Annotated in this window: 24 protein-coding genes; 18 read left to right on the forward strand and 6 right to left on the reverse strand. The window is 51.7% G+C overall.

Annotated elements, in window-relative coordinates; translation table 11 throughout:
* The first annotated feature begins 165 nt into the window (after positions 1–165).
* Positions 166–2,184 (forward strand): NADPH-dependent 2,4-dienoyl-CoA reductase, encoded by a 2,019-nt coding sequence (gene fadH / locus G434_RS12905; protein ID WP_000121438.1) that lies wholly within the window; start codon positions 166–168, stop codon positions 2,182–2,184.
* 44 nt (positions 2,185–2,228) lie between these two features.
* On the opposite strand, the gene higA is transcribed toward fadH, so the two are convergent.
* The 3 genes from higA to rlmG all read right to left on the reverse strand — a co-directional run bounded on the left by higA (position 2,229) and on the right by rlmG (position 4,377).
* A complete protein-coding gene (gene higA / locus G434_RS12900) occupies positions 2,229–2,645 on the reverse strand; it encodes a type II toxin-antitoxin system antitoxin HigA (protein ID WP_000560253.1) in 417 nt (138 codons plus the stop codon).
* Complete coding sequence (gene higB / locus G434_RS12895) at positions 2,642–2,956, reverse strand: type II toxin-antitoxin system toxin HigB (RefSeq protein WP_000550189.1); 315 nt, start codon at positions 2,954–2,956, stop codon at positions 2,642–2,644. The genes higA and higB overlap by 4 nt, the downstream gene beginning before the upstream one ends.
* 284 nt (positions 2,957–3,240) lie before the next feature.
* Entirely contained in the window at positions 3,241–4,377 is a 1,137-nt protein-coding gene (gene rlmG / locus G434_RS12890) for a 23S rRNA (guanine(1835)-N(2))-methyltransferase RlmG (RefSeq protein ID WP_000018677.1), read from the reverse strand.
* An 84-nt stretch (positions 4,378–4,461) separates the two neighbouring features.
* Here rlmG and G434_RS12885 point away from each other — a divergent pair, with 84 nt between their 5' ends.
* The 5 genes from G434_RS12885 to sstT all read left to right on the forward strand — a co-directional run bounded on the left by G434_RS12885 (position 4,462) and on the right by sstT (position 9,898).
* Positions 4,462–4,965, forward strand: a complete 504-nt coding sequence (locus G434_RS12885; RefSeq protein ID WP_001309773.1) for a M48 metallopeptidase family protein — start codon at positions 4,462–4,464, stop codon at positions 4,963–4,965.
* A gap of 76 nt (positions 4,966–5,041) precedes the next feature.
* A complete protein-coding gene (locus tag G434_RS12880; RefSeq protein ID WP_001183054.1) occupies positions 5,042–5,725 on the forward strand; it encodes a SanA/YdcF family protein in 684 nt (227 codons plus the stop codon).
* Positions 5,726–5,803: 78 nt separating this feature from the next.
* A complete protein-coding gene (locus tag G434_RS12875; RefSeq protein WP_001377074.1) occupies positions 5,804–6,790 on the forward strand; it encodes a Gfo/Idh/MocA family protein in 987 nt (328 codons plus the stop codon).
* 282 nt (positions 6,791–7,072) lie between these two features.
* Positions 7,073–8,038, forward strand: coding sequence for a TerC family membrane protein Alx (gene alx / locus G434_RS12870; protein ID WP_001098823.1), 966 nt, complete (start codon positions 7,073–7,075; stop codon positions 8,036–8,038).
* A 615-nt stretch (positions 8,039–8,653) separates the two neighbouring features.
* Positions 8,654–9,898, forward strand: a complete 1,245-nt coding sequence (gene sstT / locus G434_RS12865; protein ID WP_000211655.1) for a serine/threonine transporter SstT — start codon at positions 8,654–8,656, stop codon at positions 9,896–9,898.
* A 4-nt stretch (positions 9,899–9,902) separates the two neighbouring features.
* On the opposite strand, the gene G434_RS12860 is transcribed toward sstT, so the two are convergent.
* The 3 genes from G434_RS12860 to uxaC all read right to left on the reverse strand — a co-directional run bounded on the left by G434_RS12860 (position 9,903) and on the right by uxaC (position 13,451).
* The gene (locus G434_RS12860) at positions 9,903–10,454 is read right to left on the reverse strand and encodes a YgjV family protein (protein WP_016239089.1); all 552 of its coding nucleotides are present in this window, start codon (positions 10,452–10,454) and stop codon (positions 9,903–9,905) included.
* A gap of 82 nt (positions 10,455–10,536) precedes the next feature.
* Positions 10,537–12,024, reverse strand: a complete 1,488-nt coding sequence (gene uxaA / locus G434_RS12855; protein ID WP_001199383.1) for an altronate dehydratase — start codon at positions 12,022–12,024, stop codon at positions 10,537–10,539.
* A gap of 14 nt (positions 12,025–12,038) precedes the next feature.
* Positions 12,039–13,451 (reverse strand): glucuronate isomerase, encoded by a 1,413-nt coding sequence (gene uxaC / locus G434_RS12850; RefSeq protein ID WP_000187438.1) that lies wholly within the window; start codon positions 13,449–13,451, stop codon positions 12,039–12,041.
* A 482-nt stretch (positions 13,452–13,933) separates the two neighbouring features.
* Between uxaC and exuT the strand changes: the two genes are divergently transcribed.
* The 12 genes from exuT to G434_RS12795 all read left to right on the forward strand — a co-directional run bounded on the left by exuT (position 13,934) and on the right by G434_RS12795 (position 21,378).
* Positions 13,934–15,232 carry a hexuronate transporter ExuT gene (gene exuT / locus G434_RS12845; RefSeq protein WP_001226463.1) on the forward strand — a complete coding sequence of 433 codons (1,299 nt, stop codon included), beginning with the start codon at positions 13,934–13,936 and terminating at the stop codon, positions 15,230–15,232.
* Between the two features lie 129 nt (positions 15,233–15,361).
* Positions 15,362–16,138, forward strand: coding sequence for a transcriptional regulator ExuR (gene exuR, locus G434_RS12840; RefSeq protein WP_000406487.1), 777 nt, complete (start codon positions 15,362–15,364; stop codon positions 16,136–16,138).
* A gap of 239 nt (positions 16,139–16,377) precedes the next feature.
* The gene (yqiM, locus tag G434_RS30480) at positions 16,378–16,461 is read left to right on the forward strand and encodes a hypothetical protein (RefSeq protein WP_212735802.1); all 84 of its coding nucleotides are present in this window, start codon (positions 16,378–16,380) and stop codon (positions 16,459–16,461) included.
* Between the two features lie 21 nt (positions 16,462–16,482).
* A complete protein-coding gene (yqjA, locus tag G434_RS12835; RefSeq protein WP_000422149.1) occupies positions 16,483–17,145 on the forward strand; it encodes a DedA family general envelope maintenance protein YqjA in 663 nt (220 codons plus the stop codon).
* 3 nt (positions 17,146–17,148) lie between these two features.
* Positions 17,149–17,532: an EnvZ/OmpR regulon moderator MzrA gene (mzrA, locus tag G434_RS12830; RefSeq protein WP_001166760.1), complete on the forward strand. Its 384-nt coding sequence runs from the start codon at positions 17,149–17,151 to the stop codon at positions 17,530–17,532.
* A 146-nt stretch (positions 17,533–17,678) separates the two neighbouring features.
* A complete protein-coding gene (gene yqjC, locus G434_RS12825) occupies positions 17,679–18,047 on the forward strand; it encodes a DUF1090 family protein YqjC (RefSeq protein WP_001306004.1) in 369 nt (122 codons plus the stop codon).
* A gap of 37 nt (positions 18,048–18,084) precedes the next feature.
* Positions 18,085–18,390 carry an ElaB/YgaM/YqjD family protein gene (locus G434_RS12820; protein ID WP_000031415.1) on the forward strand — a complete coding sequence of 102 codons (306 nt, stop codon included), beginning with the start codon at positions 18,085–18,087 and terminating at the stop codon, positions 18,388–18,390.
* Positions 18,391–18,392: 2 nt separating this feature from the next.
* Positions 18,393–18,797, forward strand: a complete 405-nt coding sequence (locus tag G434_RS12815; RefSeq protein ID WP_000785722.1) for a phage holin family protein — start codon at positions 18,393–18,395, stop codon at positions 18,795–18,797.
* The gene (locus G434_RS12810) at positions 18,787–19,086 is read left to right on the forward strand and encodes a YqjK-like family protein (RefSeq protein WP_000096084.1); all 300 of its coding nucleotides are present in this window, start codon (positions 18,787–18,789) and stop codon (positions 19,084–19,086) included. The genes G434_RS12815 and G434_RS12810 overlap by 11 nt, the downstream gene beginning before the upstream one ends.
* A 186-nt stretch (positions 19,087–19,272) precedes the next feature.
* On the forward strand, positions 19,273–19,665 hold the full coding sequence (locus G434_RS12805; protein WP_000732240.1) for a DoxX family protein: 393 nt from the start codon (positions 19,273–19,275) through the stop codon (positions 19,663–19,665).
* A gap of 69 nt (positions 19,666–19,734) precedes the next feature.
* Positions 19,735–20,721 carry a glutathionyl-hydroquinone reductase YqjG gene (gene yqjG, locus G434_RS12800; RefSeq protein WP_000531209.1) on the forward strand — a complete coding sequence of 329 codons (987 nt, stop codon included), beginning with the start codon at positions 19,735–19,737 and terminating at the stop codon, positions 20,719–20,721.
* Between the two features lie 291 nt (positions 20,722–21,012).
* Entirely contained in the window at positions 21,013–21,378 is a 366-nt protein-coding gene (locus tag G434_RS12795; RefSeq protein ID WP_000384145.1) for a DUF805 domain-containing protein, read from the forward strand.
* The last annotated feature ends 134 nt before the right edge of the window (positions 21,379–21,512 follow it).

The raw sequence follows: 21,512 nt of genomic DNA on the forward strand, positions 1-21,512 counted from the left end.
CCCGATGCCGGACGACTGTATTACCGCCGTCCGGCATGACGAACAGGCGTATTCTTTTTGAATCCCATCACAAACCCCACACTCCCCTTTTCCCTTTTCTCCGGCGACGGCTAAATTAGAACTCATCCGACCACATAACAATTATTTTACATACTGGACAATTTTATGAGCTACCCGTCGCTGTTCGCCCCGCTGGATTTAGGCTTCACCACGTTAAAAAACCGAGTACTGATGGGTTCAATGCACACGGGACTGGAGGAATACCCGGACGGCGCTGAACGGCTGGCAGCGTTTTATGCTGAACGCGCCCGTCACGGCGTGGCGTTGATTGTCAGCGGCGGTATTGCACCAGATTTAACAGGCGTTGGCATGGAAGGCGGCGCAATGCTCAATGACGCAAGCCAGATCCCGCACCATCGCACCATAACCGAAGCCGTACATCAGGAAGGCGGCAAAATCGCCCTGCAAATTTTGCATACCGGGCGCTACAGCTACCAACCGCATCTGGTCGCTCCTTCCGCATTGCAGGCTCCCATCAACCGTTTCGTTCCCCATGAGTTAAGCCATGAAGAGATCCTGCAACTGATCGACAATTTCGCCCGCTGCGCGCAACTGGCGCGGGAGGCCGGATACGACGGCGTAGAAGTGATGGGTTCCGAAGGGTATTTGATCAACGAGTTTCTGACCCTGCGCACCAACCAGCGTAGCGACCAGTGGGGCGGCGATTACCGCAACCGGATGCGCTTTGCAGTTGAAGTGGTGCGAGCAGTGCGCGAACGCGTCGGCAATGACTTCATTATTATCTACCGTCTGTCGATGCTCGACCTGGTAGAAGGCGGCGGTACTTTTGCAGAAACGGTAGGGCTGGCGCAGGCCATTGAAGCGGCGGGCGCGACCATTATCAACACCGGCATTGGCTGGCATGAAGCACGTATTCCGACCATTGCCACGCCCGTGCCGCGCGGTGCCTTTAGCTGGGTCACGCGCAAACTGAAAAGCCACGTCTCGCTGCCGCTGGTGACCACCAACCGGATTAACGATCCGCAGGTTGCCGACGACATTCTCTCGCGCGGTGATGCCGATATGGTATCGATGGCGCGACCGTTTCTTGCTGATGCGGAACTGCTGTCAAAAGCGCAATCGGGGCGAGCCGATGAGATCAACACCTGTATTGGCTGCAATCAAGCCTGCCTCGATCAGATCTTCGTTGGCAAAGTCACCTCGTGCCTGGTGAATCCTCGCGCCTGCCACGAAACCAAAATGCCGATCCTTCCCGCCGTGCAGAAAAAAAATCTGGCGGTGGTCGGCGCTGGTCCGGCTGGGCTGGCGTTTGCCATTAACGCGGCGGCACGTGGTCATCAGGTAACGTTGTTTGATGCTCACAGTGAGATCGGCGGTCAGTTTAATATCGCCAAACAGATCCCTGGCAAAGAGGAGTTTTACGAAACGCTGCGCTATTACCGCCGGATGATCGAAGTAACAGGCGTGACGCTGAAACTCAATCACACCGTGACGGCGGATCAGTTACAGTCGTTCGATGAAACGATCCTCGCTAGCGGGATCGTACCGCGCATTCCACCTATCGACGGAATCGATCATCCGAAGGTGTTGAGTTATCTCGACGTACTGCGCGACAAAGCGCCTGTGGGCAAAAAGGTAGCAATCATCGGTTGTGGCGGGATTGGTTTTGATACGGCGATGTTTTTAAGTCAGCCGGGTGAGTCCACCAGCCAGAACATTGCCGAGTTCTGTAATGAGTGGGGGATCGACAGCAGCCTGCAACAGGCTGGTGGCTTAAGCCCGCAGGGAATGCAGATCCCGCGTAGCCCACGGCAGATTGTGATGCTCCAGCGCAAAGCCAGCAAACCGGGACAGGGGTTAGGCAAAACCACCGGCTGGATCCATCGCACCACCCTGCTCTCGCGGGGTGTGAAAATGATCCCAGGCGTAAGTTATCAGAAGATTGACGATGACGGGCTGCATGTGGTGATCAACGGCGAACCGCAGGTATTAGCAGTGGACAATGTGGTGATCTGCGCAGGGCAAGAGCCAAACCGCGCGCTGGCGCAACCGCTGATTGATGGCGGGAAAACTGTGCATTTAATTGGCGGCTGCGATGTAGCTATGGAGCTGGACGCACGACGGGCAATTGCCCAGGGAACACGGCTGGCGCTGGAGATTTAAATCGTTATTTGAAGCGCCGGATGCGACGCATCCGGCACGTCGCGTTAATCAATAAACAAGGCGGGAGAAATGCCGAATCGCGTTGCCAGTTTTTTAGCGTGTTCCAGCGTTAATTTCCTCTTCCCGCTCAAAACGCGTGACACCATGGATTTACTGCCAATTTCCGGAAGATCGGAAAGGGTTAAACCATATTGATCCATAAGGGTACGAATCACGGCTATACCGCCAGGCATGGCTTGAGCCATGGCATTAAATTCAGCAAATTCGGGCGCTGATTCTTCCCACGCGGTTATTTTGGCACACACCAGATCCAGCAAGGGATTTTCAGGATCGTTGAGCAGCAGATGATCGACCAGTTCCAGCGCCTGGGCGTATTGTTCCTCGTTCTGAATACCCGCCAGAAAAGGTGCCACAGCAGTTAGCTTTTCTCCTGCTTGCAAGATGTCGGCAATCGCAATCATTTTTTCCCCTTAGTACGATGAACGGCGGTAAAGAAATCGTATTCTTTATGCGTCATAACTTCACGTATGTAGCACTTTTGCGATTCAAAAAAGACCATTGCTACAACACGTAATTCATTGCCCCCGACATTGAAAACATAATGCTTATCCAGATATTTGAAGTTATCCAGAGATGGGAATACTGCTTTTAATGATTCAGGTTTTTTGAAATATCCCTTAGCAATCGTGTTCCCCAGAGCCACCAACTCCGTTTTATGTTGCGGGTATTTTTCCGCAGCATCTTTCAATGCTTTTTGAGTTATCAGGTGCATTCTTCATCACGTCCGTTGACAAATTGGCAATATGATAACATCCGTTGACAGATTGGCAACGAATGAATTTATCTGTGTGACGGAAGAATAAACGTAGAAAAATGCTAAACAAGAGAATGTAGAGGATGGTGACAGGGATTTTTTGTTTTATGGAAACGCGATTCCAGAACTGGGCAGACATTGCCGGATGCGACGCTTGCCGCGTCTTATCCGACCTGGGGGTAATGTGCTGAACGTATGCCAGATAAGGCGTTTACGCCTTATCTGGCAGGTAGCTGCCAATCTTACCGACGACGCCCCAGCTTCACTGCTTTCAGCACCACAAATTTATTATTCGTGGCGATGGTGGTGCAGTTGCCGAAAATCTTCTTCAGTTTATGGAAGTAATCCAGGTGACGGTTGGCAACGATATACAGCTCGCCGTTGATTTTCAGACAGCGGCGGGCGTGGTGGAACATCTCCCAGGCGACGTTATCGGTCAGCGCATGTTGCTGATGAAACGGCGGGTTGCAGAGCACAGCATTAAAGCGGAAAGGCTCCACGCCGGAGAGCGCGTTGTTGATCATAAACTCGCAGCGATCCAACGCCTCTGGCATGTTGGTTTCAACGTTCAAACGGCTGGAAGCAACCGCCATCGGCGATTCATCGACAAACACCACTTTCGCCTGCGGGTTTTTATCAAGCAGCGTCAGACCAATAACGCCATTACCACAACCGAGATCGACAATCTCACCTTCGAGATTCTCTGGCAGATGCTGCATAAAGAAGCGCGCGCCAATATCCAGCCCGGTGCGGGAGAAGACATTCGCATGGTTGTGGATAGTCCAGTCAGTACCTTCCAGTTTCCAGCTAACGGTCTGCGGCGCATCGGCCAGCGGCGGCTCGTTGAAAGTACAGTTAATTAAGCGTGCCTTCTTCCATGCCAGCGTGGTGGTGGTCGGGCCGAGCACTTTTTCGAACAGTTCCAGGGTGGAAGTGTGAATGTCACGGGCTTTGGTACCGGCAATAATGCGCGTATCTGGCGTGACCACTTTGCGCAGCGCGCGCAGTTGCTGTTCCAACAATGCCAGTGTTTTCGGTACTTTGATCAGCACCACTCCCGGCTGTTGCGGGTAGTCAGCGGTGCTGTCGAGAAACTTCACGCTCGACTCATCAATCCCGTTGAGGCGTAAATTCTCGCGCGTCGCCAGTTCGCTGATGTATGAGTCGCCAATGCTGTATGGCTTATGTTCCGCCAGCGCACAACTTAACGCACCAAAGGCATCATTCAGGATCAACACCGGGCCGCGGATTTCTGTGTCGTCCAACTGTTGCAGCAAATATTCATCCGCCGCTTCCCACGCCTGTAGTGGGTTAACGTCATCCGTCGCCGGAAAACGTTGTAGTGTCAGTGAACGGAAACCGTTGTCTAAGTGGCTCATCGGCCCTCCTGAATGATAAAATTTCGACGTTGCCCCTGAAAAGGGTGCGTGAGTATACCCTTTTTCTCTTTTTCGTGGGCGGTTATGAGCAATCTTACTTATCTTCAGGGTTATCCCGAGCACCTACTTTCCCAGGTGCGAACGCTGATTAACGAACAGCGTCTGGGCGATGTGCTGGCAAAACGCTATCCGGGAACACACGACTACTCCACCGATAAAGCCCTCTGGCAATATACTCAGGATCTTAAAAATCAGTTTCTGCGCAATGCCCCGCCGATCACTAAAGTGATGTATGACAACAAGATCCATGTGCTGAAAAACGCGCTCGGGTTACATACCGCTGTTTCGCGTGTGCAGGGCGGCAAGCTGAAAGCAAAGGCGGAGATCCGCGTCGCTACCGTGTTTCGCAACGCGCCGGAACCGTTTTTGCGCATGATCGTGGTGCACGAGTTGGCGCACCTGAAGGAGAAAGAGCATAACAAAGCGTTCTATCAATTGTGCTGCCATATGGAGCCGCAGTACCACCAGCTTGAGTTCGACACCCGGCTGTGGCTAACGCAGTTGTCGCTTGGGCAGGACAAAATCTGAAAATGATGTCAGGCGTTATCTTTTCTTCCTATAGCGCCTAAAATCGACCTCCCCCCTTTCGTTAAGGATAACGACCATGCAGCCCCGCCTTCTTCTCCGTATTTGTTTTTCTCGCCGGACTCTTAAGATTGGCTGTTTATTGTTGCTTATAGCAGGAGCGACCATTTTTATTGCCGATCGCGTTATGGTCAACACCAGCAAGCAGCTGACCTGGAGCGATGTCAACGCAGTTCCGGCGCGTAACGTGGGTTTATTGCTGGGGGCGAGGCCGGGTAATCGCTACTTTACCCGACGTATTGATACCGCAGCAGCGTTGTACCACGCCGGAAAAGTGAAATGGCTACTGGTAAGTGGCGATAACGGACGTAAAAATTACGATGAAGCCTCAGGTATGCAGCAGGCTTTGATCGCTAAAGGCGTACCGGCGAAAGTGATCTTCTGCGACTATGCCGGATTCTCAACGCTTGATTCCGTGGTGCGTGCCAAAAAGGTGTTTGGTGAAAACCATATCACCATTATTTCGCAAGAATTTCATAACCAACGCGCCATCTGGCTGGCAAAACAGTACGGCATCGACGCTATCGGCTTTAACGCGCCAGACCTCAATATGAAGCACGGTTTTTATACTCAGTTACGGGAGAAACTCGCCAGAGTCAGCGCGGTGATTGACGCCAAAATCCTCCATCGCCAGCCGAAATATCTCGGGCCATCGGTCATGATTGGGCCGTTTAGTGAGCATGGCTGTCCGGCGCAGAAATAATGCGTATCTGCGCACGTCGAAGATGAAAAAGGCGTGCTACATTGACGGCAGAATCCCTTTATGGAGTATCCACGCGTTATGATACGTTTCGCTGTGATTGGTACGAACTGGATCACTCGCCAGTTCGTCGAGGCCGCCCATGAGAGCGGTAAATACAAGTTAACCGCCGTATATTCCCGCAGCCTTGAACAGGCCCAGCACTTTGCCAATGATTTTTCTGTCGAGCATCTGTTTACGTCGCTGGAAGCGATGGCAGAAAGCGATGCCATTGACGCGGTGTATATTGCCAGCCCGAATGCCCTGCACTTTTCCCAGACACAACTTTTCCTTAGCCACAAAATTCATGTGATTTGCGAGAAGCCGCTGGCATCGAATCTGGCGGAAGTGGATGCCGCCATTGCCTGTGCGCGGGAAAATCAGGTGGTGCTGTTTGAGGCATTTAAAACCGCCAGCCTGCCGAACTTTCATCTGTTACGCCAGGCACTGCCGAAAGTCGGCAAACTGCGTAAAGTCTTTTTCAACTATTGCCAGTATTCCTCGCGGTATCAACGTTACCTGGATGGTGAGAATCCCAACACCTTTAATCCGGCATTCTCTAACGGTTCAATTATGGATATCGGCTTTTACTGCCTGGCGTCGGCGGTGGCATTATTCGGTGAACCGAAAAGCGTGCAGGCAACCGCCAGTTTGCTGGCAAGCGGTGTGGATGCCCACGGCGTGGTGGTGATGGATTACGGTGATTTCAGCGTTACGTTGCAGCACTCAAAAGTGAGCGATTCTGTCCTGGCAAGCGAGATTCAGGGCGAAGCAGGATCGCTGGTGATTGAAAAACTGTCTGAATGCCAGAAAGTTTGCTTTGTTCCGCGTGGCAGCCAGATGCAGGATCTCACCCAACCGCAGCATATTAATACCATGCTCTACGAAGCAGAGCTGTTTGCTGAACTGGTGGATGAACATCTGGTGGATCATCCAGGGCTGGCGGTCAGTCGCATCACCGCCAAACTGCTGACCGAGATCCGCCGCCAGACTGGGGTGATTTTTCCGGCAGATAGCGTAAAACTATAATTGCCAAAGTAAAGCAGTGTAAAAGGCATGTAACAGACCATTGACTGACTGAATGGTCTGTCATACTTTGTTACCTGCAAAGGGGAGTAACTTCATTGCCGGTCGATCGTCATTACGATGTGTGAAAAACCACATCCGGTCACCGGGCAACCCGAAAGGAATACGCAGACGTATTCCTTTTTTGTTGTAAGTGAGACCTTGCCGGAAGGCGAGGTCTATGCATAAAAAGCAGCGGCTGACGTCTTCCGACGTTGGCCGTTTTTTTATGTGTAAGGAACTTCTATGAATACTGTCGGCACGCCGTTGCTATGGGGCGGATTCGCTGTTGTTGTCGCCATTATGCTGGCTATCGACCTGTTGTTGCAGGGGCGTCGTGGGGCACATGGCATGACCATGAAACAGGCTGCGGCCTGGTCGCTGGTCTGGGTGACGCTGTCGTTACTGTTTAACGCCGCTTTCTGGTGGTATCTGGTGCAAACCGAAGGTCGCGCCGTTGCCGATCCACAGGCACTGGCCTTTCTCACGGGTTATCTGATTGAGAAATCGCTGGCGGTCGATAACGTCTTTGTCTGGCTGATGTTGTTCAGCTATTTCTCTGTTCCGGCGGCGTTACAACGGCGCGTGCTGGTGTATGGCGTGCTCGGGGCGATTGTTCTGCGTACCATCATGATCTTCACTGGCAGCTGGCTGATTTCGCAGTTCGACTGGATCCTGTATATCTTCGGTGCCTTCCTGCTGTTTACCGGCGTGAAGATGGCGCTGGCCCATGAAGATGAATCAGGCATTGGCGACAAGCCGCTGGTGCGCTGGCTACGCGGTCATTTGCGCATGACCGACACCATCGACAACGAGCATTTCTTTGTGCGTAAGAATGGCTTGCTGTATGCCACGCCGCTGATGCTGGTGCTGATTCTGGTGGAATTGAGCGACGTGATTTTCGCCGTGGATAGCATTCCGGCTATCTTCGCCGTGACCACTGACCCGTTCATTGTGCTGACCTCAAACCTGTTTGCGATCCTCGGCCTGCGTGCGATGTATTTCCTGCTGGCGGGCGTAGCAGAACGTTTCTCGATGCTCAAATATGGCCTGGCGGTGATTCTGGTGTTTATCGGTATCAAGATGCTGATTGTCGACTTCTACCATATTCCAATCGCCGTCTCGCTGGGCGTGGTGTTTGGCATTCTGGTGATGACGTTTATTATCAACGCCTGGGTGAATTATCGGCATGATAAGCAGCGGGGAGAATGATTCGCTGTATATTAAGCCATTACTAGAGATAACTCATTCCAGACAAAGGTGAGCTATTAATTATGTAATCGGCTTATAGCTCTTTACAAAAAGACCGCACGGGTGTTGGTGGCGTCAAAATCGCCGAAGCGTTCCCTGGAGGCCGGGGCGACGCGCATGGATGCGCGGCGAGGGCGCATCTTACAGGGACGTTCCCTTGCGCCCGACCCGGTAGCCGCAAGGGATAAGCTGAGGGAACCGCGCAGCGGCGATTTTGTTCGCCAGAGCCTGGGGGTGCAGGGGGCGGCGGCGATTGGCCGCCCCCTGCGCGCTCCCTGCGGCATTGACTTTATATGGCATAGCACATTAAAGGAGCGCAACCGTTCTCATATTCCAAATAGTTTTGCCCATATGTTATCTAATCAGCCTTAGTAGCCAGTCCTTCCCTCTGTTTATGTCAAATAAATGTAACCATGAAGTTGCAAAATATGACCTCTCTTTAAAATCCAGCATTTTTCGCTTCCCGAAGCTGTAACTTTCCTTATACTCGACCTTGCAAACACTTTGTTACATCCTGAAAGATGCGTCGACAGAACGCACCAGGGATGTGCGACAACACAATGAAAGGATCGAAAAATGACTACGCAACGTTCACCGGGGCTATTCCGGCGTCTGGCTCATGGCAGCCTGGTAAAACAAATCCTGGTCGGCCTTGTTCTGGGGATTCTTCTGGCATGGATCTCAAAACCCGCGGCGGAAGCTGTTGGTCTGTTAGGTACTTTGTTCGTCGGCGCACTGAAAGCCGTTGCCCCCATCCTGGTGTTGATGCTGGTAATGGCGTCTATTGCTAACCACCAGCACGGGCAGAAAACCAATATCCGTCCTATTTTGTTCCTCTATCTACTGGGCACCTTCTCTGCTGCTCTGGCCGCAGTAGTCTTCAGCTTTGCCTTCCCTTCTACCCTGCACTTGTCCAGTAGCGCGGGTGATATTTCGCCGCCGTCAGGCATTGTCGAAGTGATGCGCGGGCTGGTAATGAGCATGGTTTCCAACCCCATCGACGCGCTGCTGAAAGGTAACTACATCGGGATTCTGGTGTGGGCAATTGGCCTCGGTTTCGCACTGCGTCACGGTAACGAGACCACCAAAAACCTGGTCAACGATATGTCGAATGCCGTCACCTTTATGGTGAAACTGGTCATTCGCTTCGCACCGATCGGTATTTTTGGTCTGGTTTCTTCTACCCTGGCAACCACCGGTTTCTCCACACTGTGGGGCTACGCGCAACTGCTGGTCGTGCTGGTTGGCTGTATGCTGCTGGTGGCGCTGGTGGTTAACCCCTTGCTGGTGTGGTGGAAAATTCGTCGTAACCCGTTCCCGCTGGTGCTGCTGTGCCTGCGCGAAAGCGGCGTGTACGCCTTCTTCACCCGCAGCTCTGCGGCGAACATTCCGGTGAATATGGCGCTGTGTGAAAAGCTGAATCTGGATCGCGATACCTATTCCGTTTCTATTCCGCTGGGTGCCACCATCAATATGGCGGGCGCAGCAATCACCATTACCGTGTTGACGCTGGCTGCGGTTAATACGCTGGGTATTCCGGTCGATCTGCCCACAGCGCTGCTGTTGAGCGTAGTGGCTTCTCTGTGTGCCTGTGGCGCATCCGGCGTGGCGGGGGGTTCTCTGCTGCTGATCCCACTGGCCTGTAATATGTTCGGTATTTCGAACGATATCGCCATGCAGGTGGTTGCCGTCGGCTTTATCATCGGCGTATTGCAGGACTCTTGCGAAACCGCGCTGAACTCTTCAACTGACGTGCTGTTCACTGCGGCAGCTTGCCAGGCAGAAGACGATCGTCTGGCAAATAGCGCCCTGCGTAATTAATTGTTTAACCCCTTTCGTCTACGGCGGAAGGGGTTTTCTCTACTTTAAACGGATCAATTCCCCTTTTCTGCATCCGCCAGAAACGAATGATATTCAGACCATTCATCAGCAGAAAACTCCCCTCAATCATCGTGCCGCCTATCGACCCCGCACAGAAGTTGTGAATCACCCAGCAACACGTTGAAAACCACATTACGCAGCGCATGGTCAGCCCTTTACAGCGGAACAGCGCCCAGGTACTGACAATCGTGCCGATTACCGGCAGTAGTTCGACAGGATGATGGAACTTCGCGAGGCCAATTCCGCCAGTCAGCACAATAAAAATCGCCATTACCCATAAGCTGCGCGTGCGTAAAGTAATCAGCGTACGAATGGCATTAAGGATGGCACTGGCACCAGCGGGATAGGTGCCCAGAAGAAAAAAATGTACGCCAATAACGGCGCTATAGACCGAAAGCTGCTTTTTGAAGCGACGTTCGTCACGATTGAAAAATGTTGTGATACCGATCAGAAAGGCGATGACACCCACGCCCTGGGCCAGCCAATACGCGGTCATGATAAATCCTTAGCAGGTATGGAAAAGCAAACGGCGCTTCACATTATGAAACGCCGTTTTTTATTAACAACTCATTTCGACTTTATAGCGTTACGCCGCTTTTGAAGATCGCCAGTTCGCGGAAGTCGTTACGCTCGTTGCAGGTTTGTTTACCATTGGCAAACTCAACGATGGTATCGATAAATTCTTCCAGCAACTGCGGCATCGCTTTACCGTGGATCAGCTGACCCGCGTCAAAGTCGATCCAGTGTTTTTTCTTCGCCGCCAGTTCACTGTTGGTGGCGATTTTCACCGTCGGCACAAATCCACCATACGGCGTGCCACGACCAGTACTGAACAGCACCATATGGCAGCCCGCACCCGCCAGGGCGCTGGTCGCTACGGCATCGTTACCCGGCGCACTTAACAAGTTCAGCCCCGGTGTTTTCAGACGCTCACCGTAACGCAGCACGTCAACCACGACGCTGGAACCCGCTTTCTGGGTACAGCCAAGTGATTTGTCTTCCAGCGTGGTGATACCGCCCGCTTTGTTCCCCGGCGATGGGTTTTCATAGATCGGCTGGTCATGGGCAATAAAGTACTGCTTGAAGTCATTGACCATGGTGACCAGTTTTTCAAACGTTGCTTCGTCGCGGCAATGGTCCATCAGCAACTGCTCTGCGCCAAACATCTCCGGCACTTCGGTCAGTACGGTAGTACCGCCGTTAGCAATCACGTAGTCAGAGAAACGCCCCAGCATCGGGTTAGCAGTAATACCAGAAAGACCGTCAGAACCACCGCACTCCAGACCAAACTTCAGTTCGCTGAGTTTGCCTGGCTCGCGCTTGTCGTTGCGCATCACGTTATACAGCTGATGCAGATGCTCGATCCCGGCTTCGATCTCATCATCCTGCTGTTGGCAGATCATGAAATGAACGCGTTCAGGATCGATATCGCCCAGCGTTTCACGGAATGCGGTAACCTGGTTGTTTTCACAGCCCAGACCAATCACCAGCACTGCGCCTGCGTTCGGGTGGCGCACCATGTTTTGCAGCATGGTGCGGGTATTAATGTGATCGTCGCCCAGCTGTGAGCAGCCGTAGGTGTGGCTGAAGAGGAACACGCCGTCGGTACCTTCAGCGTTGTTGGTCTCTTTCAGAAAACGGTTCTGGATCTGCCGCGCGATGCCGTTAACACAGCCCACGGTTGGCAGGATCCACAGCTCATTGCGCACCCCGACATCGCCGTTAGCGCGACGATAGATCTGCACTTCACGATCTGCCGCTTGCGCAGGCAGATCCTGAAAATCAGGTTGATAGCGATACTGATCCAGATCGCTCAGATTCGTGCGCGTATTGTGGGCGTGAACGTGTTCCCCCGCCGCAATATCCGCCAATGCATAACCAATCGGCAGGCCATATTTGATGACGTTGGCCCCTTTTGCGATATCCGTTAACGCAAATTTATGTCCACGAGCAACATCCTGGCGCAGCGTAACAGTCTGGTTGTCGACACTGACTTCTGTGCCTTCCGCCAAATCTGCTAAAGCGACCGCGACGTTATCCAGCGCATGGATCTTGATGTATTGCATATCAACCCCAGACCTTAGTTCAGTTCAATGGCGAAGTAGTCACGCGCATTGTTAAAGCAAATATTTTTCACCATCTCGCCCAGCAGGTTGATATCCGCCGGCGCTTCGCCCGCTTCCACCCAGCGACCAATCATCTGGCACAGAATGCGGCGGAAGTATTCGTGACGGGTGTATGACAGGAAGCTACGGCTGTCAGTCAGCATACCGACAAAGCGGCTCAGCAGACCGAGCTGCGCCAGTTGGGTCATCTGACGTTCCATACCGTCTTTCTGATCGTTAAACCACCAGCCGGAACCGAACTGCATTTTGCCCGGCATACCTTCGCCCTGGAAGTTACCGATCATGGTGCCCAGCACTTCGTTATCGCGCGGGTTCAGGCAGTAGAGAATGGTTTTCGGCAGCAGGTTTTCTTCGTTCTGCTTGCTCAGCAACTTAGACAGCTCTTCTGCCATCGGACGGTCGTTGATGGAATCAAAACCTACATCCGGCCCCAGCAGTTTGAACTGACGCAGGTTGTTATTACGCAGTGCGCCAATGTGGTACTGCTGTACCCAGCCGCGACGTGCGTATTCGGCACCAAGGAACACCAGCACCGCAGTTTTGAACTGTGCCACTTCGTGCTCGCTCAGGGTTTCGCCTGCCAGACGGCGCGCCAGAATGCGGTCCAGTTCCGCTTCGTTCGCTTCAGCAAACATCACCACATCCAGCGCGTGGTCAGACACTTTACAGCCGTGAGCGGCGAAGTGATCCAGACGTTTGGTCAGGGCAGTTTGCAGATCAGCAAAGCGGCGGATGTCGGTATCAGAGACTTCACCCAGCTTCGCCATGTAGTCGTTAAAGGTCGCCTGTTCGATGTTAAAGGCTTTGTCCGGACGCCAGCTCGGCAGCACTTTGATGGTGAAAGAGCCGTCTTTGGCGATCTCTGCGTGATGCTCCAGAGAATCGATCGGGTCATCAGTGGTGCCGACCATTTTCACGTTCATCTGCTGCATGATGCCGCGCGCGGAGAAGTTATCCTGCGCCAGCAGTTCGTTACATTCGTTCCAGATTTCATCGGCAGTTGACGGAGAAAGCAATTTGCCAGTGATACCGAACGGACGACGCAGTTCGAGGTGCGTCCAGTGGTATAACGGGTTGCCGATAGTGTGCGGAACAGTCGCCGCCCAGGCGTCAAATTTTTCACGGTCAGACGCATCACCAGTACACAGACGCTCAGCCACACCGTTGGTACGCATAGCGCGCCATTTGTAGTGATCGCCCTTCAACCAGATGTCATACAGATTTTTAAAACGATAGTCTTCCGCAATCTGCTGCGGCGGCAAATGGCAATGGTAATCGAAAATCGGCTGGTCTTTTGCGTAGTCGTGATACAGACGGCGGGCAAATTCGGTATCTAACAGGAAATCTTCAGTCATAAACGGAGTCATTTTCGTCTTCCTCTCAACGAGTGAGCTAGCTTGCTTATGGTGCGATGCTGACAAAGTTATCACACCAATTTCCAGAGTCCGAAGATATTTTCGTGAGATAGATCAATAAACGTAGTTAAAAAAATTACTCTCAAAGTGGTAAATCTCGCTGCAGGCCGCGCCAGTACTGGCCTCGCTGTCGTCAGGTAATGTCCCTACAAATATTCCCACATTTGTGATGGCTCTCACCTTTTAAAGTTGTATGACAAGTTATCTTTCTGCCGTCGCAAATCATAAGTCGACGGAATGCAAATTGCCGATTCATTCATTTGTTAGATGAATCGGGTTAACCGGTACGGAAGCCGAATTAGCACGAAACTTTCATGGCAACGTTCGGGGCGTGCCGGTTTTTTTTCGGTTACCCGGTCGTAACTAACATCTTCAGCCTCTGGCGGGATGATGGCCGCGCTTCCTGCGGATATAACAAAACGATGAGGTTTTACATGCGTAAAATTAAAGGGTTACGTTGGTATATGATCGCACTGGTGACGCTCGGCACCGTGCTTGGTTACCTGACGCGTAACACTGTGGCGGCAGCTGCGCCAACTCTGATGGAAGAGTTAAACATCTCCACCCAACAGTATTCCTATATCATCGCAGCCTATTCTGCTGCTTATACGGTCATGCAACCGGTAGCGGGTTATGTACTGGATGTGCTGGGTACGAAAATCGGTTACGCAATGTTTGCTGTACTGTGGGCCGTATTCTGTGGTGCAACCGCGCTGGCAGGTAGCTGGGGTGGCCTGGCGATTGCTCGTGGTGCGGTCGGTGCCGCGGAAGCAGCGATGATCCCGGCGGGTCTGAAAGCCAGCTCCGAATGGTTCCCGGCGAAAGAGCGTTCCATCGCAGTAGGCTACTTTAACGTAGGTTCTTCTATTGGTGCGATGATTGCGCCGCCGCTGGTTGTATGGGCAATCGTGATGCACAGCTGGCAGATGGCATTTATCATCTCCGGTGCATTGAGCTTTATCTGGGCAATGGCATGGCTGATTTTCTATAAACATCCGCGCGACCAGAAGCATCTGACCGATGAAGAACGCGACTACATTATTAATGGTCAGGAAGCCCAGCACCAGGTGAGCACGGCGAAGAAAATGTCCGTTGGTCAGATCCTGCGTAACCGTCAGTTCTGGGGTATTGCACTGCCGCGTTTCCTGGCAGAACCGGCCTGGGGTACTTTTAACGCGTGGATCCCGCTGTTCATGTTTAAAGTTTACGGCTTTAACCTGAAAGAGATCGCGATGTTTGCCTGGATGCCGATGCTGTTTGCTGACCTCGGTTGTATCCTCGGTGGTTACCTGCCGCCGCTGTTCCAGCGTTGGTTTGGTGTTAACCTGATCGTTTCTCGTAAGATGGTCGTAACGCTGGGTGCTGTGCTGATGATTGGCCCGGGTATGATCGGTCTGTTCACCAACCCGTATGTCGCAATTATGCTGCTGTGTATCGGTGGTTTTGCTCACCAGGCACTGTCTGGCGCGCTGATTACGCTCTCTTCTGACGTGTTCGGTCGTAACGAAGTGGCAACGGCAAACGGTTTAACCGGGATGTCCGCATGGCTGGCAAGTACGCTGTTTGCGCTGGTTGTCGGTGCACTGGCTGACACCATCGGCTTCAGCCCGCTGTTCGCAGTTCTGGCAGTATTTGACCTGCTGGGTGCGCTGGTTATCTGGACGGTGTTGCAGAACAAACCGGCGATTGAGGTGGCGCAGGAAACACATAACGATCCTGCACCGCAACATTAAGGCTTCGTGTAAGTTTTAGTTTCCCTTCAAAGCCGCCTTCTCAGGCGGCTTTTTCATCACTGTGAGTAGAGCTAAACTCGCAAAAGTGGTATAACAAATATAGTCTGCCGTATCATGCCTGGAGCGCATATGGAAATCACTGAACCACGCCGTTTGTATCAACAACTTGCCGCTGATCTGAAAGAGCGCATCGAACAGGGCGTCTATCTGGTGGGTGATAAACTGCCTGCTGAGCGCTTTATTGCCGATGAAAAGAACGTCAGCCGTACGGTAGTTCGTGAAGCCATCATCATGCTGGAAGTTGAAGGCTATGTGGAGGTGCGTAAAGGTTCAGGTATTCACGTGGTTTCCAACCAGCCGCGTCATCAGCAGGCGGCGGACAATAATATGGAATTCGCCAATTACGGTCCGTTTGAGTTGCTCCAGGCTCGCCAGCTCATCGAAAGTAATATTGCCGAGTTCGCGGCAACTCAGGTAACGAAACAGGACATCATGAAACTGATGGCCATCCAGGAGCAGGCGCGCGGCGAACAATGCTTCCGTGATTCCGAGTGGGATTTGCAGTTCCACATTCAGGTAGCCCTGGCGACGCAGAACTCCGCCCTGGCGGCTATCGTTGAAAAAATGTGGACCCAACGTAGCCATAACCCGTACTGGAAAAAACTACACGAACACATTGATGCCCGTACTGTCGATAACTGGTGCGATGACCACGATCAGATCCTCAAGGCGTTAATTCGCAAAGATCCTCATGCTGCCAAGCTGGCAATGTGGCAGCATCTGGAAAACACCAAAATCATGTTATTTAACGAAACCAGCGACGATTTCGAGTTCAATGCCGACCGCTATCTGTTCGCAGAAAACCCGGTAGTGCATCTCGATACGGCCACCAGCGGCAGCAAATGAAATTTCCATCCGACAGGCGCTGCAATGCGCCTGTTTGCTTCGTCGGTAAGCGAAAAGTATAAAGTGTCAGCCTGTGTAAATCCTCTCGCCACCCTCCCCTGCAATCAGCAAAATCAGACTCCACGGACATGTAATTTTGATAACGAACAACGTTGACCTTTGTTACAATTAGATTCAATTTGAATTTATGCTTTTGAATGCTTTCTTATCTCACGATTTAACAGGGAATAGTTCAGGCTGTGTTGATGTATCAAACCCGCAAAACATACCAAAACAGCAATAACATTGCGGTAGTGCATCTTTTAAAACCAGCGTGGCGTTAACCGATTCACCAGGAATAATGAATGGAACTTTTGACCCAATTGCTGCAAGCCCTGTGGGCGCAGGATTTTGAAACCCTGGCCAATCCGTCGATGATTGGCATGTTGTATTTTGTCTTGTTTGTAATTTTGTTCCTTGAAAACGGCTTGCTTCCGGCGGCCTTTTTACCGGGCGACAGTTTACTGGTGTTGGTCGGCGTATTGATTGCGAAAGGCGCGATGGGCTATCCGCAAACGATTCTGCTGCTGACCGTTGCCGCCAGCCTCGGTTGCTGGGTCAGCTATATTCAGGGGCGATGGTTGGGCAATACCCGCACTGTACAAAACTGGCTATCTCATTTACCCGCGCATTATCATCAACGCGCACACCATCTTTTTCATAAACACGGTTTATCGGCGCTGTTAATTGGTCGCTTTATTGCATTTGTCAGAACACTGCTGCCGACGATTGCCGGATTATCAGGGCTGAATAACGCGCGCTTTCAGTTCTTCAACTGGATGAGCGGTCTGCTGTGGGTATTGATCCTGACAACTCTGGGTTACATGCTCGGCAAAACGCCGGTATTTTTAAAGTACGAGGACCAGCTGATGTCATGCCTGATGCTGCTCCCGGTGGTGCTGCTGGTGTTTGGCCTGGCAGGTTCTCTGGTCGTGTTATGGAAAAAGAAATATGGAAATCGGGGGTAAGGGATGCAAATACCTCGCATGTCGCTTCGCCAGCTAGCCTGGTCCGGCGCTGTTTTACTTCTGGTCGGCACACTGTTGCTGGCCTGGTCCGCGGTTCGCCAGCAAGAGTCTACGCTGGCGATTCGTGCCGTTCATCAAGGGACAACGATGCCAGACGGTTTTTCAATCTGGCATCACCTTGACGCTCACGGCATTCCTTTCAAAAGTATCACCCCCAAAAATGACACTCTGTTAATTACCTTTGACTCCAGCGACCAGAGTGCCGCCGCAAAAGCGGTCCTCGACAGAACATTGCCCCATGGCTACATCATCGCGCAGCAGGACAATAATAGTCAGGCTATGCAGTGGCTGACCCGGTTGCGGGATAACTCTCATCGCTTCGGATAACTTCCTGTTATCCGAAACATATCACTGACTTTGGTGATTTCACCGTAACTGTCTATGATTAATGAGGCGGTGGTTAACACTACCGCTTCGTTGTCTGGACAATCGTTCCTTTGTAATAGGTCCGAATCACAATGGAAGGTTCAAGAATGAAATACCGCATCGCTTTAGCTGTTTCTCTCTTTGCTCTTAGTGCCGGTAGTTATGCCACTACCCTGTGTCAGGAAAAGGAGCAAAATATCCTTAAGGAGATCAGCTATGCCGAAAAACACCAAAACCAGAATCGTATTGACGGTCTGAATAAAGCCCTGAGTGAAGTCCGGGCCAACTGTTCAGATAGCCAGCTGCGTGCCGATCATCAGAAGAAAATCGCAAAGCAGAAAGATGAGGTGGCGGAACGCCAGCAAGATTTAACCGAGGCGAAGCAAAAAGGCGATGCCGATAAGATTGCCAAACGCGAACGGAAACTGGCAGAAGCGCAGGAAGAGCTGAAAAAGCTGGAAGCGCGCGACTACTAACTCACAATAGTCACTACTTACTCACCTGGAGAAAACTATGTCGAAAGAACACACTACGGAACATCTGCGTGCTGAGTTGAAATCCCTTTCCGATACGCTGGAAGAGGTGCTTAGCTCATCTGGCGAGAAGTCGAAAGAAGAGTTGAGTAAGATTCGTAGCAAAGCGGAGCAGGCACTGAAACAGAGCCGTTATCGCCTGGGTGAAACCGGTGATGCCATCGCCAAACAAACCCGTGTCGCGGCGGCGCGTGCCGATGAGTATGTGCGTGAAAATCCATGGACGGGCGTGGGCATTGGCGCTGCAATCGGTGTAGTGCTCGGCGTTCTGCTATCGCGTCGTTAATTATGGCGGACACTCATCACGCGCAAGGGCCCGGTAAAAGCGTTCTGGGCATCGGGCAGCGAATTGTTTCCATCATGGTTGAAATGGTGGAAACACGTCTGCGGCTGGCGGTGGTGGAGCTGGAAGAGGAAAAAGCGAATCTCTTTCAACTTTTACTGATGCTGGGCCTGACGATGCTTTTCGCTGCATTTGGTCTTATGAGCCTGATGGTGCTGATTATTTGGGCGGTTGATCCGCAATATCGCCTGAATGCGATGATTGCCACCACCGTGGTGTTGCTGCTACTGGCACTGATTGGCGGTATCTGGACGTTACGTAAATCGCGTAAATCCACCTTGCTGCGCCATACACGCCATGAGCTGGCAAACGATCGGCAGCTGCTCGAGGAGGAGTCCCGTGAGCAGTAAAGTCGAACGTGAACGACGTAAGGCGCAACTGCTTAGCCAGATCCAGCAACAACGGCTGGATCTTTCTGCCAGTCGTCGTGAATGGCTGGAGGCAACAGGCGCTTACGATCGTCGCTGGAATATGCTGCTAAGTCTGCGCTCCTGGGCGCTGGTTGGCAGTAGCGTGATGGCGATCTGGACGATTCGCCATCCTAATATGCTGGTCCGCTGGGCCAGACGCGGTTTTGGCTTATGGAGCGCCTGGCGTCTGGTTAAAACGACCCTCAAGCAGCAACAGCTTCGCGGTTAATAACCTCTCTGGCCGGAGCCATTCCGGCCTTATCCCTCAAATTTTTTGAAGATTTTTGACAGTTTTCCTTGCTAACAATCATCATTCACCACGTTTATGATTCTCTCCATCGACAGCAACGACGCTAATACCGCGCCCTTGCACAAAAAAACAATCAGCAGCCTGAGTGGCGCAGTGGAGAGTATGATGAAAAAATTAGAAGATGTTGGTGTACTGGTAGCGCGCATTTTAATGCCGATTCTGTTTATTACCGCAGGCTGGGGAAAAATTACTGGCTACGCGGGTACCCAACAATATATGGAAGCGATGGGTGTCCCAGGCTTTATGCTGCCGCTGGTGATTCTGCTTGAGTTTGGTGGTGGTCTGGCAATCCTGTTCGGTTTCCTGACTCGCACCACAGCCCTGTTTACTGCGGGCTTTACGCTGCTGACGGCATTTTTATTTCACAGCAACTTTGCTGAAGGCGTCAACTCGCTGATGTTCATGAAAAACCTGACAATTTCTGGCGGATTCCTGCTGCTGGCAATTACCGGTCCGGGCGCGTATAGCATCGACCGCCTGCTGAATAAAAAGTGGTAAGCACGCGCTATACTTAACGATAAAAAACGAGGAGGAAGCTCCTCGTTTTTGCTATTGGAGGAGAGAAATATGGGTCAACTGATTGACGGCGTCTGGCATGACACCTGGTACGATACCAAATCTACCGGCGGTAAATTTCAACGTTCAGCTTCCGCATTTCGTAACTGGCTCACTGCCGATGGCGCGCCAGGCCCCACTGGCACAGGCGGTTTTATCGCAGAGAAAGATCGTTATCATCTCTATGTTTCACTCGCCTGCCCGTGGGCGCACCGCACGCTGATCATGCGTAAACTCAAAGGACTGGAACCGTTTATTTCCGTTTCCGTAGTGAACCCGCTGATGCTGGAAAACGGCTGGACCTTTGATGACAGTTTTCCGGGTGCAACCGGCGATACACTCTATCAACATGAATTTTTGTATCAGCTTTATCTCCACGCCGATCCACACTACAGCGGACGAGTTACTGTTCCCGTGCTGTGGGACAAAAAGAACCACACCATCGTCAGCAACGAATCAGCAGAAATCATCCGCATGTTCAATACCGCGTTTGATGCGCTGGGCGCGAAAGCTGGTGATTACTACCCATCAGCCCTGCAAACGAAAATTGACGAACTTAACGGCTGGATTTATGACACCGTTAACAATGGCGTGTATAAAGCCGGTTTTGCCACCAGCCAGCAAGCCTACGACGAGGCGGTAGTGAAAGTGTTTGAATCGCTGGCGCGACTGGAGCAGATTTTAGGCCAGCATCGTTACCTGACCGGCAACCAGCTAACCGAAGCCGATATTCGCCTGTGGACCACGCTGGTGCGTTTTGATCCGGTGTATGTCACCCACTTCAAGTGTGATAAGCACCGCATCAGCGATTACCTGAATCTGTATGGTTTCCTGCGCGATATCTACCAGATGCCGGGGATTGCCGAAACTGTCAATTTCGATCACATCCGTAATCACTACTTCCGCAGCCATAAGACCATCAACCCTACGGGGATTATTTCAATTGGTCCGTGGCAGGATCTCGATGAACCGCATGGACGAGATGTTCGCTTCGGTTAAAAAAAGGCACCTTACGAGGTGCCTCTGATTATTAGCTAAGTGCGTGTTATTTATGTCGGATGCGGCGTGAACGTTTTCTCCAACTTACAAAACGTTTATATTCAATATGTTACAATGCCGCGTAGGCCAGATAAGCGTAGCGCATCTGGCGATTTTGCGCTTGTCATCAGTCTTAGCGCGCCTTCACGGCACTTTATTAATTCCTTGAACGAATATTTACTGCCATTTCATTCACGTCTATTCTTAATTTGCTGCTTTAAAAACAAGTGATTGAGCAAAATTGAGGCAAAAATGGACTGGTATCTGAAAGTACTAAAAAATTATGTCGGTTTCCGGGGTCGTGCGCGGCGCAAAGAGTACTGGATGTTTATTCTGGTCAACATCATCTTTACGTTCGTGCTGGGGCTGCTGGATAAAATGTTAGGCTGGCAACGCGCTGGTGGCGAAGGCATCCTGACAACAATCTACGGTATTCTGGTGTTTTTACCGTGGTGGGCGGTTCAGTTCCGCCGCCTGCACGACACCGACCGCTCGGCGTGGTGGGCACTGCTGTTCTTAATCCCGTTTATCGGCTGGCTTATTATCATCGTCTTTAACTGCCAGGCGGGTACGCCAGGCGAAAACCGCTTTGGACCTGATCCAAAACTGGAACCTTAAAACAAATCTGCTCGCCGGATGTCTGACTCATCCGGCTTTTATCATCATGTTGATGAATGAATAATTTACTAATGTTTAGTTAAAATATTTCAATGTCGTTATATAAATTACATATAAAAAACAACCATATATTT

The sequence above is a fragment of the Escherichia sp. KTE172 genome (assembly GCF_000408845.1).
Lineage (GTDB): Bacteria > Pseudomonadota > Gammaproteobacteria > Enterobacterales > Enterobacteriaceae > Escherichia > Escherichia coli.

Coding starts and splice junctions, on each gene's coding strand:
- G434_RS12885 (WP_001309773.1), top strand. CDS start 4,462: ATGAGCAATCTTACTTATCTTCAGGGTTATCCCGAGCACCTACTTTCC.
- rlmG (WP_000018677.1), bottom strand. CDS start 4,377: ATGAGCCACTTAGACAACGGTTTCCGTTCACTGACACTACAACGTTTT.
- G434_RS12795 (WP_000384145.1), top strand. CDS start 21,013: ATGGACTGGTATCTGAAAGTACTAAAAAATTATGTCGGTTTCCGGGGT.
- G434_RS12860 (WP_016239089.1), bottom strand. CDS start 10,454: ATGACCGCGTATTGGCTGGCCCAGGGCGTGGGTGTCATCGCCTTTCTG.
- yqjA (WP_000422149.1), top strand. CDS start 16,483: ATGGAACTTTTGACCCAATTGCTGCAAGCCCTGTGGGCGCAGGATTTT.
- higA (WP_000560253.1), bottom strand. CDS start 2,645: ATGATTGCGATTGCCGACATCTTGCAAGCAGGAGAAAAGCTAACTGCT.
- G434_RS12880 (WP_001183054.1), top strand. CDS start 5,042: ATGCAGCCCCGCCTTCTTCTCCGTATTTGTTTTTCTCGCCGGACTCTT.
- G434_RS12805 (WP_000732240.1), top strand. CDS start 19,273: ATGAAAAAATTAGAAGATGTTGGTGTACTGGTAGCGCGCATTTTAATG.
- exuT (WP_001226463.1), top strand. CDS start 13,934: ATGCGTAAAATTAAAGGGTTACGTTGGTATATGATCGCACTGGTGACG.
- exuR (WP_000406487.1), top strand. CDS start 15,362: ATGGAAATCACTGAACCACGCCGTTTGTATCAACAACTTGCCGCTGAT.
- yqjG (WP_000531209.1), top strand. CDS start 19,735: ATGGGTCAACTGATTGACGGCGTCTGGCATGACACCTGGTACGATACC.
- G434_RS12815 (WP_000785722.1), top strand. CDS start 18,393: ATGGCGGACACTCATCACGCGCAAGGGCCCGGTAAAAGCGTTCTGGGC.
- alx (WP_001098823.1), top strand. CDS start 7,073: ATGAATACTGTCGGCACGCCGTTGCTATGGGGCGGATTCGCTGTTGTT.
- yqjC (WP_001306004.1), top strand. CDS start 17,679: ATGAAATACCGCATCGCTTTAGCTGTTTCTCTCTTTGCTCTTAGTGCC.
- uxaC (WP_000187438.1), bottom strand. CDS start 13,451: ATGACTCCGTTTATGACTGAAGATTTCCTGTTAGATACCGAATTTGCC.
- uxaA (WP_001199383.1), bottom strand. CDS start 12,024: ATGCAATACATCAAGATCCATGCGCTGGATAACGTCGCGGTCGCTTTA.
- G434_RS12820 (WP_000031415.1), top strand. CDS start 18,085: ATGTCGAAAGAACACACTACGGAACATCTGCGTGCTGAGTTGAAATCC.
- sstT (WP_000211655.1), top strand. CDS start 8,654: ATGACTACGCAACGTTCACCGGGGCTATTCCGGCGTCTGGCTCATGGC.
- fadH (WP_000121438.1), top strand. CDS start 166: ATGAGCTACCCGTCGCTGTTCGCCCCGCTGGATTTAGGCTTCACCACG.
- higB (WP_000550189.1), bottom strand. CDS start 2,956: ATGCACCTGATAACTCAAAAAGCATTGAAAGATGCTGCGGAAAAATAC.
- mzrA (WP_001166760.1), top strand. CDS start 17,149: ATGCAAATACCTCGCATGTCGCTTCGCCAGCTAGCCTGGTCCGGCGCT.
- G434_RS12875 (WP_001377074.1), top strand. CDS start 5,804: ATGATACGTTTCGCTGTGATTGGTACGAACTGGATCACTCGCCAGTTC.